At 67.4% G+C, this 20,016-nt stretch carries 15 protein-coding genes; 6 read left to right on the top strand and 9 right to left on the bottom strand.

Features of this window, described 5'->3' with window-relative positions; all coding sequences use genetic code 11:
• Window positions 1-77 precede the first annotated feature (77 nt).
• From DOM45_RS14925 to hexR, 4 genes are all read right to left on the bottom strand, one after another.
• The gene (locus DOM45_RS14925; RefSeq protein ID WP_110601765.1) at window positions 78-3,461 is read right to left on the bottom strand and encodes an error-prone DNA polymerase; all 3,384 of its coding nucleotides are present in this window, start codon (window positions 3,459-3,461) and stop codon (window positions 78-80) included.
• Complete coding sequence (locus DOM45_RS14920) at window positions 3,458-4,882, bottom strand: Y-family DNA polymerase (RefSeq protein WP_110601763.1); 1,425 nt, start codon at window positions 4,880-4,882, stop codon at window positions 3,458-3,460. The genes DOM45_RS14925 and DOM45_RS14920 overlap by 4 nt, the downstream gene beginning before the upstream one ends.
• A 4-nt stretch (window positions 4,883-4,886) precedes the next feature.
• On the bottom strand, window positions 4,887-5,498 hold the full coding sequence (gene imuA, locus DOM45_RS14915) for a translesion DNA synthesis-associated protein ImuA (protein ID WP_110601761.1): 612 nt from the start codon (window positions 5,496-5,498) through the stop codon (window positions 4,887-4,889).
• A 195-nt stretch (window positions 5,499-5,693) separates the two neighbouring features.
• Window positions 5,694-6,551: a transcriptional regulator HexR gene (gene hexR / locus DOM45_RS14910; protein ID WP_110601759.1), complete on the bottom strand. Its 858-nt coding sequence runs from the start codon at window positions 6,549-6,551 to the stop codon at window positions 5,694-5,696.
• A gap of 216 nt (window positions 6,552-6,767) precedes the next feature.
• Between hexR and DOM45_RS14905 the strand changes: the two genes are divergently transcribed.
• Complete coding sequence (locus DOM45_RS14905; protein WP_110601757.1) at window positions 6,768-6,956, top strand: PA3496 family putative envelope integrity protein; 189 nt, start codon at window positions 6,768-6,770, stop codon at window positions 6,954-6,956.
• 132 nt (window positions 6,957-7,088) lie between these two features.
• Here DOM45_RS14905 and DOM45_RS14900 read toward each other — a convergent pair whose 3' ends face one another.
• The 5 genes from DOM45_RS14900 to DOM45_RS14880 form a co-directional block, all read right to left on the bottom strand.
• Window positions 7,089-8,435, bottom strand: coding sequence for a sodium-dependent transporter (locus DOM45_RS14900; RefSeq protein ID WP_110601756.1), 1,347 nt, complete (start codon window positions 8,433-8,435; stop codon window positions 7,089-7,091).
• Window positions 8,436-8,649: 214 nt separating this feature from the next.
• Window positions 8,650-10,479 carry a protein kinase domain-containing protein gene (locus DOM45_RS14895; protein WP_110601754.1) on the bottom strand — a complete coding sequence of 610 codons (1,830 nt, stop codon included), beginning with the start codon at window positions 10,477-10,479 and terminating at the stop codon, window positions 8,650-8,652.
• Between the two features lie 9 nt (window positions 10,480-10,488).
• Entirely contained in the window at window positions 10,489-12,204 is a 1,716-nt protein-coding gene (locus DOM45_RS14890) for a dihydrolipoyllysine-residue acetyltransferase (protein ID WP_110601752.1), read from the bottom strand.
• An 8-nt stretch (window positions 12,205-12,212) separates the two neighbouring features.
• Window positions 12,213-13,190 carry an alpha-ketoacid dehydrogenase subunit beta gene (locus tag DOM45_RS14885; protein WP_110601751.1) on the bottom strand — a complete coding sequence of 326 codons (978 nt, stop codon included), beginning with the start codon at window positions 13,188-13,190 and terminating at the stop codon, window positions 12,213-12,215.
• The gene (locus DOM45_RS14880; protein ID WP_110601749.1) at window positions 13,187-14,395 is read right to left on the bottom strand and encodes a thiamine pyrophosphate-dependent dehydrogenase E1 component subunit alpha; all 1,209 of its coding nucleotides are present in this window, start codon (window positions 14,393-14,395) and stop codon (window positions 13,187-13,189) included. Before DOM45_RS14880 ends, DOM45_RS14885 begins: the two co-directional genes overlap by 4 nt.
• 307 nt (window positions 14,396-14,702) lie before the next feature.
• On the opposite strand from DOM45_RS14880, the gene DOM45_RS14875 reads away from it, so the two are divergent.
• From DOM45_RS14875 to DOM45_RS14855, 5 genes are all read left to right on the top strand, one after another.
• Window positions 14,703-15,869, top strand: a complete 1,167-nt coding sequence (locus DOM45_RS14875; RefSeq protein WP_110601748.1) for an acyl-CoA dehydrogenase family protein — start codon at window positions 14,703-14,705, stop codon at window positions 15,867-15,869.
• The gene (locus DOM45_RS14870) at window positions 15,866-16,696 is read left to right on the top strand and encodes an enoyl-CoA hydratase (protein ID WP_110601746.1); all 831 of its coding nucleotides are present in this window, start codon (window positions 15,866-15,868) and stop codon (window positions 16,694-16,696) included. The genes DOM45_RS14875 and DOM45_RS14870 overlap by 4 nt, the downstream gene beginning before the upstream one ends.
• Complete coding sequence (locus tag DOM45_RS14865; RefSeq protein ID WP_110601744.1) at window positions 16,693-17,856, top strand: enoyl-CoA hydratase/isomerase family protein; 1,164 nt, start codon at window positions 16,693-16,695, stop codon at window positions 17,854-17,856. Before DOM45_RS14870 ends, DOM45_RS14865 begins: the two co-directional genes overlap by 4 nt.
• Window positions 17,843-18,613: an SDR family NAD(P)-dependent oxidoreductase gene (locus tag DOM45_RS14860; RefSeq protein WP_110601743.1), complete on the top strand. Its 771-nt coding sequence runs from the start codon at window positions 17,843-17,845 to the stop codon at window positions 18,611-18,613. The genes DOM45_RS14865 and DOM45_RS14860 overlap by 14 nt, the downstream gene beginning before the upstream one ends.
• Window positions 18,614-18,803: 190 nt before the next feature.
• Window positions 18,804-19,994 (top strand): acetyl-CoA C-acyltransferase, encoded by a 1,191-nt coding sequence (locus tag DOM45_RS14855; RefSeq protein ID WP_110601742.1) that lies wholly within the window; start codon window positions 18,804-18,806, stop codon window positions 19,992-19,994.
• Window positions 19,995-20,016: the final 22 nt, after the last annotated feature.

Raw genomic sequence — 20,016 nt, 5'->3', positions numbered from 1 at the left:
GCTCGTAGCTCGTAGCTCGTAGCTCGTAGCTCGTAGCTCGTAGCTCGTAGCTCGTAGCTCGTAGCTCGTAGCTCGGATCAGTGAAAATCCCGGCTGCGCGTACTCAACCCCTCCAGCAGACCGGTGAGGTCGGTCAGGTGCCGGGCGATCACATGACGGACGCCCTCCTGGCTCTCCAGCTTGCCGGTCACCCGCAGCAGGCGGGATTCGAGCAGGATACGGCGATAGCGCTCGGCGAGCCGCGGCCAGACCACGACATTGACCATGCCGAACTCGTCCTCGAGGGTGAGGAAGGTGACGCCCTTGGCCGAGCCCGGGCGCTGGCGCCCGACCACCAGCCCGGCCACGTTGACGCCGATATCGCCGGGCAGCGTGGCCAGGCGGCGTGAATCCACCACGCCACCGAGGCCACGGGAGCCTCCCGAGCGGCAGCGCTGGCGTAGTAGCGCCAGCGGGTGCGGCCCCAGGGTGGTGCCGAGCGTGGCGTAATCCGCCTTGATGGCCTCGCCGATCTCGATGGCCGGCAGCGCGAGGGGCTCCTCTTCGCTATCGACTTCGGAAAACAGTGGCAGCGACGCCTCGATTCCGGCCGCGGCCCAGCGCGCCCGATGGCGATCACCCGCCAGCCCTTCCAGCGCGCCGGCATCGGCGAGCCGTGACAAGACCGCCCGCTTGACCCCGGACCTCGCCGCCAGGCGCTCGACGCTGTCGCAGCCGGACGTGTCGCGCGCCGCCAGCAGGCGTTGGCCGTCGCTCTCGGCCAAGCCCTTGATCATGTGAAGCCCGAGCCGGATCGCCAGCGCGCCGGTGGTCGCGGGGGTGCTCTCGTCCGCCGGCTCCAGCGTGCTCTCCCACTGGCTCTGGCGGATGTCGACCGGGCGCACCTCGACGCCGTGGCGACGGGCGTCCTGCAGTACCTGATCGGGCGAGTAGAAGCCCATCGGCCAGCTGTTGATCAGGGCGCAGGCGAAGATCGCCTGCTCGTGACACTTGAACCAGCAGCTGGCATAGGTGAGCAGGGCGAAGCTGGCGGCGTGGGATTCGGGAAAGCCGTAGCTGCCGAAGCCCTTGATCTGCTCGAAGATGCGCTCGGCGAACTCTCTGGCGTAGCCCCGCTCCAGCATGCCGTCGACGATCCGTTGGCGATGGGGTTCGAGCCCGCCGTGGCGCTTCCAGGCGGCCATCGAACGACGCAGCTGGTCGGCCTCGCCAGGACTGTAGCCCGCGGCCTCCACCGCCAGCGCCATCACCTGCTCCTGAAACAGCGGTACGCCCAGGGTACGCGCGAAGACCTGCTCGAACGCCTGCGAGGGGTAGGTGATCGGCTCCTCGCCGCTGCGCCGCTTGAGGTAGGGGTGCACCATGTCACCCTGGATCGGCCCGGGGCGCACGATCGCCACCTCGATCACCAGATCGTAGAACTTGGCCGGCCTGAGCCGGGGCAGCATCGCCATCTGCGCGCGGGATTCGATCTGGAACACGCCCAGGGTGTCGGCGCGCTGGATCATGGCGTAGGTCTCGTTGCACTCCTTGGGAATCGTCGCCAGCTCGTAGTCGAGTCCGCGATGCCGGCGTAGCAGATCCAGGCTTCGTCGCAGCACCGTCAGCATGCCCAGCGAGAGCACGTCGACCTTGAGCAGGCCGACCAGGTCGAGATCGTCCTTGTCCCACTGGATCACGGTGCGTTCCGGCATGGCGGCGTTTTCCACCGGCACCAGCGTCTGCAGCGGCGCATCCGAGATCACGAAGCCCCCCGGATGTTGGGAGAGATGGCGTGGAAAACCGATGAGCGTGCCGGCCAGCACCAGCAGCCGCTGCAGCGCTGGTTCGTCGGGCTCGAACCCCTGCTCGCGCAGCCGCGCCGGATCAGGAATGTGATCGGTCCAGCGCCCGGCACAGCGGGCGAGTCGATCGATCCGCTCCGGCGCGAAACCCAGTGCCCGCCCGATATCCCGAATCGCGCCGGCGGCATGGTAATGGCTGACCACGGCGGTCAGCGCCGCCCGATGCCGCCCGTAGCGGCGAAAGACGTACTGGATCACCTCCTCCCGCCGTTCATGTTCGAAATCGACATCGATATCCGGTGGCTCGTCGCGCTCGCGGGAGATGAAACGCTCGAACAGCAGCGCCGTGCGTGACGGATCGATCTCGGTAATCCCCAGCGCGAAACAGACCGCCGAGTTGGCCGCCGAGCCGCGCCCCTGGCACAGGATGTGCTGGCGCCGCGCGAAGTCGACGATGTCGTGCACGGTCAGGAAGTAGTGCTCGTAGCCGAGCTCTTCGATCAGCGCGAGTTCGTGGTCGATCTGCCCTGCCGTCTCCTCGGGCACCCCATCCGGCCATCGCCGCCGGCACCCTTCAGCGGTCAGTTCGCGCAGCCATTCGGCCGGGGTCTTGCCGTCCGGCACCACCTCGTGGGGGTAGGTGTACTCGAGCTCGCCGAGATCGAAGCGGCAGCGCGACGCCAGTGTGACGCTTGCGGCCATCAGCGCGGCGGGGTAGATCGCGGACAGCGCGTCACGCGTGCGCAGATGGCGCTCGCCATTGGGGAACAGGGTATCGCCGGCCTCGAACACGCTCTGGTGGTGGCGAATGGCGGTGAGACAATCCTGCAGCGCCCGCCGGCCACGGGCGTGCATATGAACGTCTCCCGTCGCCACTGCCGGAATGCCCAGCGACTCGGCCAGGGCCTGCAACTGGGCCAGACGCGCCGCGTTGTCGCAGCCCTGCTCGAAGCCGTAGTGCAGCTCCATCGCCAGCCACAGCCGGTCGCGAAAGATATTGGCCAGCCGCTTCCCGACATCGGGATCCGGTACCGCGCCGGGAATCCACAGCGCGAACAGCCCGTCACCGCCATCGAGTCCCTCGAGATCCGATGCAAGCAGCCGGTACTCGCCCTTGGGAGCACGGCCACGAACGCGGGTAATCAATCCGCAGAGCGCTTCGTAACCCCGCCGATTCTCCACCAGCAGCACCAGCTTGATACCGCACTCGGTACGAAACTCGGCCCCGACGATCAGGTCGATGCCGTACTCACGCGCCGCCTGCCAGCCGCGCACGATGCCCGCCAGCGTGGCTTCGTCGGTGATCGCCAGGGCCCGATAGCCGTGCCGCGCCGCCCGCTCGAACAGTTCATCCGCAGTGGAAGCCCCGCGCTGGAAGCTGAACGCGGAAAGGCAGTGCAGCTCGGCGTAGGCGTTGGCCTCGTGTACCGGGGCCTCATAGGCGCCCGCAGTCGCGCCGATGCTACAGGCGCCCGCACCCGCGCCGATCCTACAGGCGCCCGCACCCGCGCCTATCGGCTCACGGGCGTCCGAATCCGCGTCGATCCTACAGGCGCCCGAATCTGCGCCTACCGACTCACGGACGTCCGAAGCGGCAGCGTCGGGCCGCGATAAGGTGGCAGCGTCGGGCCGCGATAAGGCGGCAGCGTCGGGCCGCAGGGGAAAGAGCTCGTTCATCCGAACCATCCGTGCAGATACCAGCCCTGCCGTCCCGGCTCGCACCAGACCCAGGCGTGGCGACCATCCACCCACTGGGCCAGATAGTAGTCGCGTCGAATGTCGCCACCGTCCCACCAGCCGCTTTCTATTCGCTCCGGCCCCGCCAGCAGTTGCACCACGTCGCCATCGCAGCGCTGCGGCGCAGGCACTAGCCAGCCGGGACGAGGCGGGCCGGCGCTGGCGTCACGCGCCCGTGGCCCGAGTCCGTTCAGCACCGCCTTCTCCGGCCGATACTCGCGATGTTCGACCAGCGGCCGGAGTGCCGACTCCCCCAATCGCGCCACCAGCCGCTGGTGCAGCGCCGCCCAGGCCTGGGCCTGGCGCGCCGGCCCCTCCAGCAACTCGCGTCTTGTCGGGGCATAGTCGGAGAGCCGAGGTGCGAAGAGCGTCAAGGCCATCACCGGGCCGACGAGGCGCACACGCTCCAGATGCGCTCGGGTCAGCTCGAGCAGGGTCTCGGGGTCACGCTGTACCGACAACAGACCGATCTCGACGGTCTGCGGCGGGCCGTCCTCCAGTTCGAACGTGACCCGGAATCGCTCGACCCCGGCGTCCTGGCCGATCAAAAACAGGCTCAGTTCCTGCAGCAGACGCTTGAGCGGAAAGGCCAGGCCGGCAATGGCATGCACTGGCTGATCGAACGCGAAGGTGCGGGAAAACCGCGGCGTCGGGCGGTGGTAATCCAGCGCCAGCGGCCACTCTCCCCGCAGTTCGCCCAGGTGGCGCATCAGGCGGCCCCCGAAACGTCGGGCCAGGGCGCTGCGCGGCAGGGCGAACAGCTCGCCCAGACGCTGGAAGCCACTGCGGGTCAGGGTCTGCACGATGTCACGATCGGCATCGAGGCTCGCCAGCCCGGCCCGATCGAGACGCAGGCCTGCCAACGCCGCTTCCAGCCCGCTCTCGTCCACCGCCAGGCCATCATGGACATTGACCAGCACCCGCGCCGCCGCCGGATTGGGGGCGATCACCAGTCGATGCGAAAAGCCGAGCTCGCCGAGTTCCGCGCGCAGACGCGCCTCCAGCCGTGGCCAGGGGCCGAGCAGATCGAGACTGCTGGCGATTTCGAATACCAGCGCATGGGGATAGTGAAGGCTGACCTGAGCGCTGAAGCCATAGGCCCAGGCGGCCAGACGTCGGCGCCAGCGTTCGACGGATTCGGCATCGAACGGCGCGGTTTCCAGGCTGTCACAGAGCGCTTCGGCGAAGCCCAGCGCCTGTCCGGGCCTGACGCCTCGCTCGCGGGCCGCGCGATTGGCAGCACGGATGCATTGACGCGGTGGCGGCCCGTCGATCAGTGCGAACGGAGCGCCGGGATCGGGGCGGCGACGCAGCGCGCCCTCCAGCGCCAGACGCGGGAACAGCAGGCAGACCCAACGCATGCGGTCACGTCCCGCCGCCGAAGGCGATCCGACGCGAGGAGACCAAGCCGCCGCGACACTTGAGGACTTCCAGCTCGGCGTGCCGGTGCAACCGCAACCGCAGTGGCGCCGGTGAGGCCTCGGCCACTTTCACCAAAGGACGATGCACGAAGGCCAGCGTATTCCCGCTGGCCGCCGCCACCTGCAACCGGCGCATGAGACGGCTATCGGCCTGCGGCAGCCAGGCCATGACGGCCCCGCAGCAGCCGGCGCGCAGACACTGCTCCGCCGCCCATAACGCCTCGCGACCCTGCACTTCGAGCCAGTGGCACTGCCCGAGCGCCACACCCGCCTGCCGCCACGCGGCCGGGTAGGGTGCCCCCGGTGGCGAAATCAGCACGATCGGCCTGCCTTGCCGTGTCATCCGCGAGAGCACGGGCCACAGCAGGGCCAGCTCGCCGTTGCCGGCGCCGCTCGACAGCAGCTCGCTGACCGCGGCCGGTGGCCAGCCACCGCCCGGCAGGAGCGCATCGAGCTCGGCGTGCCCGCTGGCAATCGCCTCGCCGTGGTCGCTAGCAGTACCGGTCTGGGCACGCCAGACCTGGCGGCTGTCGAGCAGGGTCTCCAGGCTGCTCATCGGCCGGCCTCCGTGGCGAGGGGTGGCAGCGGTAGCCATCGAAAACAGCAGGAAGCGAGTGACGACATGGCAGTGCTCGGGAGAGTTGAATCGTTGCCATCAGTGTCACTCAGAACACGGGTACTGTCTATATATACAGTATAAAGGGTGTAAAAAAACGCCACCTCGAGCGACGTTCCCCGAAATGCGAGCGGCTCAGGAGACGCTGTTGGAAACCCTCAGCGATCCCAGGCTGCGCTTGATCGCCTTGAGCTGATCGCTGATCTGCGGACCACGATTCTTGGCCACGCCCACGGCGAGCACGTCGATGGTCAACAGGTGGGCGATGCGCGAGGTCATGGGGATGTAGACCTCGGTGTCCTCCTGCACGTCGACCGGCAGTGTCAGGGTCACCTCGCGCGCCAGTGGCGAATCGCTGGGGCACAGGCCGATCACGGTAGCACCGGCCTTGACCGCCGTCTTCGCGCTGGCGATCAGCGCCCGGGTGCGGCCGGTCTGGGAGATCGCCACCACCACGTCGCCCGCCTTCATGGTGGCAGCGGACATGGCCTGCATGTGGGGATCGGCATAGGCCGACGTTTGGATCTGGAGACGGAAGAACTTGTGCTGGGCATCGGCGGCGACGATACCCGAAGCGCCGTAACCGTAGAACTCGACCCGGTTGGCGACTGCCAGCGCGGCGATTGCCTTGCCCAGCGCCTCATTGTCGAGACGATCGCGGACCTGTTCGAGGGTCTCGATGGTGCTGTCGAAGATGCCATGGGAGAACTCGGCCACGCTATCGCCGTCGTTCATGGTGAACTGGGCGTACTGGCTTCCCTTGGCCATCATCTGCGCCAGCTTCAGCTTGAACTCCTGGAATCCGGCCATGCCCATGGCGCGACAGAAGCGCACTACCGTGGGCTCGCTGACCTGCGCCTCGCTGGCCAGGTCGGTGATCCGCATCAGGATCACCTCTTCCGGATTGCGCAGCACGAAGCGCGCCACCTTCTGCTCGGAACGGCGCAGACGATCCATGTGAACGCGCAATTCATCGAACAGCGAACGACTCATGGCTGGCCCTCGGATGGCGACATCAAGCGGTCTCGTGTCTCTGGATTTCGATCAGGAGTTCGCGGCCTAGTATGCCCGACTCGGGCTGGCGGGAATACGCCGACACGGCGCGTTGGAAGCATGAAAAAAGTGAACCGTCATTATCTTGTAAAGTTGAGTATAGTATGCATGTCGGGCGAAAACCGACGGTTCCGAGGATGCCAGGAGATTCGATCAATGAAGGACATCGAACATCTTCACACCCTGAAGAGCGAAATTTTCGATATTTTCATGACGTTGGAGGTCAATGAGCACGAGCAGCGCAAGCGCAAGGCAGCCGTGCGATACCTCAAGGCCCGGCGCGGCATCGAGCAGCGTCTGGAGAAGCGCCAGCTAGCGGAAGAGATCGCCGAGCTGCCCGAGTAGCGTCCAGTCGGTCGGAGACAGCTACCCAACGATCAGTGGCCGTCCCCCGAGGGCAACGGCCACTGCCTGCCTCGCCGGGATCCCCTCCGGCGCGGAAATTCCCGTCACGCCCCGAGACGTGACGGCGGTTCACTACAGGCTGTTGAAGAACACCACGATCACGCCGATCGGTGCGACATAGCGTGATACGTAGTGCCATACGACCCGTCCTTTCGGCCCCAGCCCCAGCTCCCGCTTGACGTCTTCGCTATCCAGGAACCAGGCGGTGAAGACGATGGCAGCCAGCCCCGTCAGCGGCAGCATCAGCTTGCTGGTAAGGGCATCGAGCAGGTCGAAGACGTTGAAGCCGAACGGCTGGAAGCCGGACCAGAGGTTGAACGCCAGCAGCGCCGCGATGCCCAGCGTCCAGGTTGCCAGGGCGGCGACGAACGCCGAACCCAGGCGGGACAGCGGCGTGCGCTCCTCCAGGAACTCGGTGACCGGCTCCAGCAGCGAGATCGCCGAGGTGATCGCGGCCACCGTGAGCAGGGCGAAGAAGATCGTGCCGAACGCCAGCCCCCAGGGCATGTCGATGAATGCCAGCGGCAGGGTGACGAACAGCAGCCCCGGGCCGGCGCTCGGGTCCAGGCCATTGGCGAACACCACCGGGAAGATCGCCATGCCGGCGCCGAGCGCGATCACCGTATCCAGGATCACCACGGTACGCGCGGTCTTGATCAGATCGACCTCCTGCCCCAGGTAGGAGCCGTAGGCCATCATGATCCCCATCCCCAGCGACAGGGTGAAGAAGGCGTGACCCAGCGCCGCGAGAATGACGCCGCCGTTCAACTTGCTCCAGTCGGGGGAGAACATGAACTCGGCCGCCTGACCAAAGCCCGAGGTGGACATGCCGAAGCCGATCAGCACGACCAGCGCCACGATCAGCAGCGGCATCAGCCACTTGGCCGCACGCTCCAGGCCACCCTTGACGCCACCGGCGACGATGCCGAAGGTCAACAGCATGAACAGCGTGTGCCAGAACAGCAGCGTGCCCGGCTGGCCCAGCAGAGTGGTGAAGTAATCACCCACGCTGACACCGCTGGACTGACCGAGGTCGCCGGTCAGCGTGCTCCAGGTGTAGTTGAGCGACCAGCCGCCGACGACGCTGTAGAACGAGAGGATCAGAAACGAGCCAAGGACGCCGGCGATCCCCACCAGCACCCAGTCCGGCGATTTCTTCGCGTCACGGCTGACCGTCTGCATGGTGTTGATCGGATTGGACTGTCCGCGCCGGCCCAGCAGCCACTCGGAGACCAGGATCGGCAGCCCGATCAGCGCGATGCAGACCAGATAGACGAGCACGAACACGGCGCCGCCGCTGTCGCCCACCATGTAGGGAAACTTCCAGATGTTGCCGAGCCCCACGGCCGAACCGGTCGCCGCCAGGACGAAGGCCGTGCGGGAGGACCACTGCGCATGGGTATGGGATTGTTTGGCCATGAATTCACCATCGAGTAATGCTGTTGTCGGAAACCCGCAGCGCCCCGTGACGGCGCCAGGCACGCGGACAGGCTTCTCTTGTCGGCGCGGATTATAACGGCTCGAACCCGTTTCTTCCCTTTTTCCTCCCTGTAACCGTCCAAAATCGGTGTAAAGCGTCCCGAAACCGCAACGATTTCGCAGAATGCACCATGCAAGCCGCCTGGCGGACGACTCATCCTCTCGCGCTATCGGGGCTATCGGGAAGCCGCGCTCGATGCGTGAAATGTCGCGTGTTCTTGTAGGGCATCTTCATGTAGCCGGAAACCCCCAGGCCGTCGATCTGCGGCACCGCCGCCAGCAGCGTCTCCAGACAGTCGCGGAACTCCTCCTCGCGGGCCGGATCGAGCAGGCGGTAGTAGCTGTGGATCTTCAGATGGGTCGCCAACGCCTCGAAGATGATCATGCCGGTGTGATGGATGGCATTGAGCCGCGACAGCGCCTCGATCATCACCGGCGGCAGGCGCAGGAACTCCTCGGGATCCGGACCATCCTCGAAGTAGGAGTGCTCGCGGCTGGCATCTTCCAGCTCCGGCGTGGGGCTGACCTCGTAGAGGATCGCGCAAGCGGCGTCGGGCACGAACGGCCGGGAGGCATCGTCACGGTCGACGTGCAGGGTGCGCCGGGCGTTGAACAGGCAAGCCTTGAACACCCCGTCGCGGCGACGGATCGCCCGGGCGAGATTGACCATGTTGTTCACCGCCGCGACGAAGGCGGTCCGGAGCGACGGCTCGTTGAGGCTCAGCGTCGTGTCGAACTCGACGCCGGCGTCGCTCCAGCGCACCGCCAGTCCGCCCACCACCGGATACTTGCCCAGCCGCCCCACCGCGACCAGGAAGGCCTTCTCGAGATCGCCCATGCCCTGCATGAAGTGCTTGTAGTAGCGATCGAGCTGGATATCGTTGATGGCGCTCAGGGTATCGTCGCGCGCGTCATCCTGACGATGGTCATCACGCAGGAAAGCCTTGCGCGAGCTGTAGACCACCGTCTCGATCTCCTGCTCCAGCGAACGTACCCATACCGGGACCAGCGGGATCTCCGGTGACTCCGGTGGCTCACGGATGATCGTCCGGGCGATCCGCGGCATGTGCTGGAGAAAATAGTCGCCGGCCCGACGCCGCAGTCCGGGGTCCTCGCTCAGCATCGCATCCAGTACCCGGGCGAACTCGATCGGCAACCCCAGCGAGGTGGCCGGGATCGTCTCGCGGCCGAAGCGGCTGGACTGCGCGGTGGCAAGTGCATAGAGGGTCGCGGCGACGCCCTGTTCGTCGAAGCGCGGCGACGACAGCGCGCCCTCGAGCTGCTCCTCGCCGATATAGTAGACATCACCCATGCGGGCGTTGGTGTGCTGTAGATCGTCGGACATCAGCGCCATCACGTTGCGCGACAGGAACTGGCCCTCGGCATCGAGCTGGGCGAAGACCGACGAGCCCCAGTCGATCAACGCGATCTGCTCGGTTCGCGCGTCGAACATCAGGTTCGAGGGTTTGATATCCCCGTGTACCACCAGACGTCCCTCGGCGGATTCGCGCCGCAGCGTGCGCAGGATATCCGCCAGCTGCGCCGCGATCTTGATCACCAGACGCGGCGGCAGGCGGCCGTGGCGCAGCGAAAACTCCTCCAGGTTGATGCCCGGGGCGCGCTGCATCACCAGCATCGCCTGATGGCGCAGGGCGCGATAGGCGATCAGGCGGGGAACGCGGGGATGATCCACCTGTTCGAGCATGAACGCCTCCTCCTCCAGGCGCTCATGGAACGCCTGGGGCAGGTTCTGGCGCGTGAACTTGAACACGTGGCTGGCGCCGGCGCCATCGATACCCGCGAAGACGAACCCGTAGGCGCCCTTGCCAACCAGCTCCACCTCCCGGTAGCCGACCTGGGCGAGCTGGTGGCGGCAGCGCTCGATCCACTCGCGCAGTTGCCGTGCCTGGCTCTGGCTGAGCAGGTAGACCGACTGCTCCTCGGGGATATAGAACTGCTGAATTCCCGTCGGCTCGAGGCTCATGGGGTCGCCTCAGCGCAGCTCGGTGAGCATGCTCTCCGGTGCTTCGAGATAGCCCTTCCAGCGGTTGCAGAAGCGCGCCATGGTGCCGCCGTCGAGCACGCGGTGATCGCCGGACCAGGTCACGGTCATGATCGAACGCGCCACCACCCGCCCCTCGGCATCGAAACGCGGCAGCCGCTGCACCCGGCCGAGGGCGACGATCGCCACCTCCGGCGCGTTGATGATCGGCATGGCATAGGTGCCGCCGAGCACGCCGATGTTGGAAATACTGATGGTACCGCCCTTGAGATCCGCCGGCGCGACCCGGCCCTCCCGCGCGGCGCGGGTCAGGCGCTCGACCTCGGCCGCCACCTGGCGCAGGCTCAGCCCCTCCACATGCTTGACGTTGGGCACCAACAGGCCGCTCTGGCTATCCACCGCCATGCCGATATGGCAGCCATCCTGATAGTGGATCGCCTCGGCGGCGGCATCGAAGCGGCAGTTGAGCAGCGGAAACTCGCTCACCGCCAGCGCCAGCGCCTTCATCAGCAGCGGCATCAGCGTCAATCGCTCGCCGCGCGCCTCGAAATCGTTTTTCAGGCGCTCCCGCAGCGCCAGCAGCTCGGTGACATCGAACTCGTCGCCGTAGGCGAAGTGGGGAATGCTCGCCGCGGCCTCGCTCATCCGCCGCGCCATCACCGCACGAATCCCCTTGAGCGGCTCGACCCGATCCCCCACCACTGTCTCGCCAGCGGTCGGGGGTTGGCTCTGGGCCTTTTTCTGGCTCCAGGTCTGGGTCTGATTCTGGTCGTCGCGCTCGGCCGTGGGCTGCGCTGTGTCGGCGGCGCTGTCACGGCGCTGCTGGAACGCCAGCACGTCCTCCTTGAGCACCCGGCCATCCTTGCCGCTACCGGGAATTTCCTCGAGACGCACGCCGAGCTCGCGCACCCGCCGGCGGACCGCCGGGCTGGCGGGAATCCGCCGCCGGCCGTTGTCGTCCCGCATCGAGCGAGCGGCTGACGACGACCCGGCTCCGCTCTGGGCGGCATGAGCCGCGGCCGTCCCGGCCTCGGCGTGCGTTTCACGTGGAACAGCGCCGGTGGCCGCCGGGGTGTCACCGGACGGGGCGGCGTCATCGCCGGCTTGCGGAATGTACGCGAACAGCGGCGAGTGCACCTTGGCAACCTCGTCGAGCTGGCAGTACCGGCGCACCAGCCGGCCCGCCTCCGGCGCGGTGATCTCCATCACCGCCTTGTCGGTGCTGACCTCGACGACCGGCTGGTCCTCGGCGATCTCGTCGCCCTCCTCGACGCGCCAGGCCACCACCTCGCATTCGACGATGCCTTCGCCCAGGTCGGGCAGGATGAAATCCTTCGATCTCGCCGGTTTCGCCCCCCCTTCGTCCGGCCCGGGCGGTTGTGGGTTCTCGTCCTCGGGAGTGGCGGCAGCCGGCTGGGATGGCCGAGCATCGTGATGGGGCCGGGTGTCGGCGCCGGATCGGGCGCCATCGGCAACGCTTTCGATGGCGAACAGCGGCGCATGGACCCGTGCCGTCTCCCCTTCGCGGACATAGAGCCGCGTGACGCGGCCGGCCTCGGGGGCGGGAATCTCCACCAGCGCCTTGTCGGTGGTCACCTCGGCGACGGGCTGGTCCTCGGCGATGGTATCGCCCTCGCTGACCAGCCATTTCACCACTTCGCACTCGACGATACCCTCGCCGATGTCGGGCAGCAGGAAATCGCTCATCTCACCTCCTAGAAGTCCATCGTGCGGTGGATGGCATCGAGCACCTTCAACGGCCCCGGCATGTACTCTTTCTCGAGCGTCAGCGGGAATGGCGTGTCGAGTCCCGCCACGCGCTCGATCGGCGACTCCAGATAGAGGAAGCAGCGGCTCTGGATGGTGGCGGCGATCTCGGCGGCGAATCCCCCGGTCAACGGCGCCTCGTGACTGACGATCAATCTCCCGGTCTTGAGTACCGACTCGACCACGGTATCGATATCCCACGGTACGATGGTGCGCAGGTCGATGATTTCACAAGAGATACCCGCTTCCTCCGCCATCTCCGCCGCCTGCTCGACCACCTCCAGCTGGGCGCCCCAGGCCAGCAGCGTGATGTCGTTGCCTTCCTTGACCACCTCGGCCTGACGCAGCGGCAGCTCGTAGTCGTCGTCGGGCACCTCGCCCACCGATGCGCGATAGAGCCGCTTGGGCTCGAAGAAGATGACCGGATCGGGTGAGCGGATCGATGCCAGCAGCAGCCCCTTGGCCTGGTGCGGATTGCGCGGTACGACCACGGTCAGCCCTGGGGTATGGGCGAAGTAGGCCTCCGGCGATTGCGAATGGTAGTGACCACCGGCAATGCCGCCGCCGTAGGGCGCGCGCACGGTCAGCCCGCCGACATCGAACAGATTGCCGGAACGATAGCGAAACTTGGCGGTTTCGTTCACCAGTTGATCGAAAGCGGGGAAGATGTAGTCGGCGAACTGGATCTCGGCCACCGGCACCGAGCCCTGGGCCGCCAGGCCGTTGGCGAAACCGACGATACCCTGTTCCACCAGCGGGGTATTGAAGCAGCGATCGCGGCCGTACTTCTCCTGCAGGTGGCTGGTGGCACGGAATACGCCGCCGAAGACACCGACGTCCTCGCCAAAGCAGAGCACGCGCTCATCGGCGGCCATGGCGGTATCCAGCGCATTGTTGACGGCCTGGAGCAGATTCATCCGGCTCATGCCTGGCCCTCCGTCTCGGTGTCGCCATCTAGCCAAGGGGCGCTTCGGGGATAGGCCTCGGGATGACGTCCGATATGGGCCTTCAACGTCGCGAGCTGTTCGCGCAGCAGTGCCGGTGTCTCGGCATAGACATCGCTGACCAGCGTTTCCAGCGCCGGCGGACGGCGCTTCTCCGCCTGTTTCATGGTTTCCAGCACCTCACGGCGCAGCGACTCGGTCAGCTCGCGCTCCTCGTCCTCGTTCCACCAGCCACGCTCGATCAGCCAGCGCTGCATTCGGCGCAGGGGATCCTTCTTGTGCCACGCCTCCTCTTCCTTCTTGCTGCGGTAGCCGGAGGGGTCGTCGGAGGAGGAGTGCGCCGCCAGGCGATAGGTCATCGCCTCGATCAGTACCGGTTCGTTCTCCTCCACCGCCAGCCGCCGGGCCTCGCGGGTCGCCTCGTAGACCGCCAGCACGTCATTGCCGTCGACCCGGATCGACTGCATGCGATAGCCGAAGGCGCGCGCGGCGACACCGTCGCCGGCGAACTGCTCGGTGACCGGGGTGGAGATGGCGTAGCCGTTGTTGCGGCACAGGAAGATCACCGGCACCTTGTGCACCGATGCCATGTTGAGCGCCGCGTGGAAATCCCCCTCGGAGGCGGCGCCCTCGCCGAATATCGTCAGCGTACAGTGGCCCTGGCCGGCCAGCTTCTGGCCATAGGCGTAGCCGGTGGCCTGGGGAATCTGGGTCGCCAGCGGCGAAGAGATCGTCAGGTAGTGAAGGTCTCGCGAGCCGTAGTGGATCGGCATCTGGCGACCGTGGGCGGTGTCGCGCTCGTTGCCGAACAGTTGATCCATGAACTCGTCGGTGGTGAAGCCGCGGTAGGCCAGCGCCCCCTGCTCGCGGTACTGGGCCATGATCATGTCGGCATCGGCCAGCGCCGCCGTGCTGCCGATCACTGCCGCTTCCTCGCCGGTGCACTGCATGTAGAAGCTGAGCCGACCCTGGCGCTGGGCCGCCATCATGCGCTCGTCGAGCACCCGGGTGTAGAGCATGGCACGGTAGATGCGCCGTGCGGTGGTCTCGTCGAGAGAGGTCGCCCCGGCTCCGGCATAGAGCGTGCCATCGGGCTTGAGCAGGGTGAACACGGGGATCTGGATGTCGTCGCCGTTGGCAAAAACCGGCTTGTGGACGGGTTTCGCCGTGGATCGGGTCTTTTTCATCTGACATGTCCTGAGATCGATGACCAGGAGTCGAGCCGCCTCGTGAGCCGCCCTTTCCCATGAGCCGACAGGTCGGGAAACGACCGGTTTCGACAGCCGCCTCAACATGTGACCTTGACGTCAATGTCAACTTGTCGCCATCCGACCTTGGTCTTTCAGCACTAGGTCCTATTGTCCTGCTCGACAGAGCGTCGCTAGAACAGAGAGCCATGCCGCGCCCGACCTACCCGGTCAGCCGCGTGCGCCCTCTCGCGATGAGGGGTTTCCCGACGAGAGGCTTTTCCCAGACGAGGAGTGTCGACCGCTCATGGACTTCGAACTCGACGCCGACCAGCAGGCCTACCGGGATGCGGCACGCCAGTTCGCCCAGCGCGAACTGGCGCCCAACGCCGCCGAATGGGACGCCAACAGCGTCTTTCCGGTGGATATCCTGCGCCAGGCCGGAGACCTCGGCTTCTGCGGTCTCTACACCCCGGAAGCCGCCGGCGGACTGGGCCTGAGCCGCCTCGATGCGACCCTGGTCATCGAGGAGCTGGCCCAGGGCTGCACCTCCACCACCGCCTTTCTGACCATTCACAACATGGTCAACTGGATCCTCGCCAGCTACGCCACCGAGGCCCTGCGCGAGGCCTGGCTGCCCGCCATGCTGAGCGGCGAGAAGCTCGGCTCCTACTGCCTCACCGAGCCCAACGCCGGCTCCGATGCCGCCTCGTTGCGCACCCGGGCGCGTCGCAATGGCGATGCCTACGTGATCGACGGCAACAAGATGTTCATCTCCGGTGCCGGCGACACCCATCTGCTGGTGGTGATGGCCCGCACCGGGGCGCCGGACAGCGGCGCCGGCGGCATCTCCGCCTTCGCCGTGCCGGCGGACACGCCGGGCATCGGCTACGGCAAGAAAGAGGCGAAGATGGGCTGGAACAGCCAGTCCACCCGGGCGATCAGCTTCGACGGCGTGCGCGTGCCGGCGGACCACCGCCTCGGCGAAGAGGGTGAAGGTTTCCGAATCGCCATGCGCGCCCTCGATGGCGGGCGCATCAATATCGCCACCTGCTCGGTGGGCACCGCCCAGGCCGCGCTCACCACCGCCCACCGCTACCTGAACGAGCGCGAACAGTTCGGGCGGGCGCTGGCCAGCTTCCAGGCGCTGCAGTTCAAGCTCGCCGACATGGCCACCCAGCTCGTCGCGGCGCGCCAGATGGTGCGTCTGGCGGCGAGCAAGCTCGATCGCGGCGACCCCGACGCCACGCTCTACTGCGCCATGGCCAAGCGCTTCGCCACCGACCAGGGCTTCGCCATCTGCAACGAGGCCCTGCAGCTACACGGCGGCTACGGCTACCTGCGCGACTACCCGCTGGAGCGTCATGTTCGCGACTGCCGGGTGCACCAGATTCTCGAGGGCACCAACGAGATCATGCGCCTGGTGATTGCCCGCCGCCTGCTCGACAAGGACGACCTGGAGACCCTGATATGAGCGATCACCCCGCCGACGGCCTGCGCCTGGAGCGCCGCGGCGCCATCGCCGTGCTGACCATCGACAACCCGCCCGCCAACACCTGGCACGAAGGCTCGCTGGCGGTACTCGCCGACCATCTCGACGCGCTGGCGGCCGAGCCCCAGCCACCGGCGCTGGTCATCACCGGTGCCGGCGACAAGTTCTTCTCCGCCGGGGCCGACCTCAAGCGCTTCACCGAGGGCAAGGCCACCGCGCTGGAGATGGCGACCCGCTTCGGCCGCGCCTTCGAGACCCTGAGCGCCTACCCTGGGGTCACCATCGCCGCGATCAACGGCTACGCCATGGGCGGTGGGCTGGAGTGCGCGCTGGCCTGCGATATCCGTATCGCCGAACGCCAGGCCAAGCTGGCGCTGCCCGAAGCCAAGGTGGGGCTGCTGCCCTGCGCCGGCGGCACCCAGCACCTGCCGTGGCTGGTCGGCGAAGGCTGGGCCAAGCGCATCATCCTATGCGGAGAGCGCATCGACGCCGAGCGCGCGCTGGGTATCGGCCTGGTCGAGGAGCTGGTCGATGCCGGCCAGGCGCTGCCCACCGCGCTGGCCCTGGCCGAGCAGAGCGGCGGTCAGAGCCCGGACGCGCTGGCGCGCTGCAAGCGCCTGATCATGAACGCCCGCGACCACGGGCTGCCCCACGGCTACCGCATGGAGCGCGAGCTGTTCATGGAGCTGTTCGACACCGCCGCCCCAAGGGAAGGCATCGGCGCCTTTCTCGACAAGCGCCCGCCACGCTGGCGCGAGGACCCGCCCCCGGGCGCCGGCGATGACACCCGCGACGGAGATCAGGCATGAGCGCGCCGGTACAATTCGACACCCTGGCCACCGCCGACGGCCACCGCCTCGGGCGCATCACCCTCGATGCCCCCAAGAGCCTCAACGCGCTGTCGCTCGCGATGATCGATGCCATCCAGACGCAGATCGACGCCTGGGCCGATGACGCCGAGATGGTCGCACTGTGGCTGGAGGGTGCCGGCGACAAGGCGTTCTGCGCCGGCGGCGACGTGGTCGCCCTCTATCGCGCCATCGCCGAAAGCCACACCGGCCGTGACCCCGAGGCCGCGGATGGTGCCGTGGCGCGCTACTTCACCCATGAGTATCGTCTCGACCACGCCCTCCACACCTATCCCAAGCCGATCGTCGCCTGGGGCGACGGCATCGTCATGGGCGGCGGCATGGGGCTGCTGGCCGGCGCCTCGCATCGGGTGGTGACACCGCGCTCGATGCTGGCAATGCCGGAGATCACCATTGGCCTCTACCCGGACGTGGGCGCGAGCTGGTTCCTGAACCGCATGCCGGGAGCCAGCGGCACCTTCCTCGGCCTGACCGGTGCCCGCCTCAACGCCAGCGACGCCCTGTTCGTCGGTCTCGCCGACCGCCTGATCGCCGCCGAACGCCGCGACGCGGTGATCGACGACCTGCTCAATGCCGACTGGTCGCGGCCGCGCCCGGCCCTCGAACGGGTGCTGCGCACCCACGCCGCCGCGAGCCGCGAGCTCGCCCCGCCCGCCGAGGTCGCACCGCGCCAGGAGGCGATCGCCGCGCTGACCGACGCCGACAGCGACGAAGCGCTGATCGCCGCGATCACCGCCGCCAGCGACAGCGACGACGCCTGGATCGCCCGTGCCGCGCGCAGCCTGGCCGCCGGCTCACCGCTCTCGGCGCGGCTGATCCTGCGCCAGCTGGCGCGCTGCCGGCGCGTCTCGCTGGCCGAAGCGCTGCGCAGCGAGCTCGATCTGTCGCTGGCCTGCGCCACCCACGGCGATATCGCCGAGGGGGTGCGCGCGCTGCTGATCGACAAGGACAAGACTCCCCGATGGCAACACCGGCACGGCGAGGTACCCGACGCCGATATCGCAGCCTGCTTCGTTTCCCCGTGGGATCGCGATGGTCATCCCCTGCGCGATCTCGACGATCGAGCTGTCGACGAGGAACCGACTCATGCAACTGACTGAACGCACCTTCATCGTCACCGGCGGCGGCTCCGGCCTGGGCGCCGCCACGGCGAAGATGCTCGTCGACAACGGCGCTAACGTGGTGCTGGTCGATCAGGACATCGAAGCGGCCCGCCGCCTTGCGAAAGCGCTTGGCACCCGCACGCTGGCGCTGCAGGCCGACGTCACCCGCGAAGCCGACGGCGAGCGGGCGATCGCCGAGACGCTCGAACGCTTCGGCGCCCTCCACGGGCTGATCAACTGCGCCGGGGTGGCGCCGGCAGAGAAGATCCACGGCAAGCGCGGCGTACACGGCCTCGACAGCTTCCGCCGGGTGGTCGACATCAATTTGATCGGCACCTTCAACATGCTGCGTCTGGCGGTGGCGGCAATGCAGGAGAACCCGGCGACGGAGGACGACGGCGAGCGCGGGGTAGTGATCAACACCGCCTCGGTGGCGGCCTACGAGGGCCAGATCGGCCAGGCCGCCTACGCCGCCTCCAAGGCCGGCGTGGTCGGCCTGACCCTCCCCGCCGCCCGCGAACTGGCCAGCTCGGGCATCCGGGTGATGGCGATCGCCCCCGGCATCTTCGACACCGCCATGATGCAGGGAATGCCCGAGGAGGTGCGCGAGAGCCTCAACGCCAAGGTGCCGTTCCCGCCGCGCATGGGCCACGCCGAGGAGTACGCCGCGCTGGCCTGCCAGATCCTCGAGAACCGCTATCTCAATGGCGAGGTGATACGTCTGGATGGCGCCATCCGCATGAGTGCGCGATGAAAAGCGACTGAGAGGGTGTTTACAAATTCGACGAGCGAAGGCAAGACAAGGCGAAATCGGCCGAAAAAGCGGAGTTTACAAAGGGGTAAATGAGTATTTTGAGGTCGATTTCAACGCCGTATTGTCGAGCGCAGGCATTTTGTAAACACCCTCTGAGTATCGATCCCTCACCAGCATGGGAGAGCCGACTATGAACACCCCCGACCCGATCGTCATCGTCGGCGCCAAGCGCACGCCGATGGGCGCCTTCCAGGGCGCCCTGGGCGGGCTTGCCTGCCCGCAGCTGGGCGCAGCGGCGATTCGCGGCGCCCTCGAACAGGCCAGGCTGGCACCAGACAGCCTCGACGAGCTGATCATGGGCTGCGTGCTCCCCGCCGGGCAGGGCCAGGCGCCGGCGCGCCAGGCGGCACTCGGCGCGGGCCTGGCCGAGTCGACGCCCTGCACCACCGTCAACAAGATGTGCGGCTCCGGCATGAAGGCGGTGATGCAGGCGTTCGATACCCTGTCGCTGGGTCACGCCGCCCACGCCATCGCCGGCGGCATGGAGAGCATGAGCAACGCCCCCTATCTGCTGCCCAAGGCGCGCGCCGGGCTGCGCATGGGGCATGCCCAGGTGCTCGACCACATGTTCCTCGACGGGCTCGAGGACGCCTACGAGCCGGGGCGGCTGATGGGCACCTATGCCGAGGATTGCGCCCAGGCCTTCGGCTTCAGCCGCGAAGCCCAGGATGCCTATGCCATCGCCTCGCTGACCCGCGCCCGCCAGGCGATCGAAAGTGGCGTCTTCGCTGGGGAGATTGTCGCCCTCGACGCCCCCGTCGGCCGCGACACCCGCCGGGTCGATCAGGACGAACAGCCGCACAAGGCCAATCTCGAGCGCATCCCCCAGCTCAAGCCCGCCTTTCGCGAGGGCGGCAGCGTCACCGCCGCCAACTCGAGTTCGATCTCCGACGGCGCCGCGGCGCTGGTACTGATGCGCCAGCGCGAGGCCGAGCGCCAGGGGCTGACCCCGCTGGCGCGCCTGCACGGCCACGCCAGCCACGCCATGCGCCCGGGCGACTTCCCGGTGGCGCCGATCCATGCCGTGCGCAAACTATACGAACGGCTCGGCTGGTCGCGGGAGAGCGTCGATCTCTACGAGATCAACGAAGCCTTCGCCGTGGTGGCGATGGCGGCCATGCGCGAGCTCGATCTCGACCACGAGCGGGTCAACGTGCACGGCGGCGCCTGCGCCCTGGGCCATCCGATCGGCGCCTCCGGCGCGCGCATTGTGGTCACGCTGCTCAACGCGCTCACCCATCATGGGATGACCCGGGGCGTCGCGGCGATCTGTATCGGCGGCGGCGAGGCCACGGCGGTAGGCATCGAACGGCTGCGCTAGGCGCGGCCTGAGAAGCGCAGTC

It is taken from the genome of Salinicola lusitanus (genome assembly GCF_003206045.1).
GTDB lineage: Bacteria > Pseudomonadota > Gammaproteobacteria > Pseudomonadales > Halomonadaceae > Salinicola > Salinicola lusitanus.
This window is presented reverse-complemented; position numbering and strand designations above follow the sequence as displayed.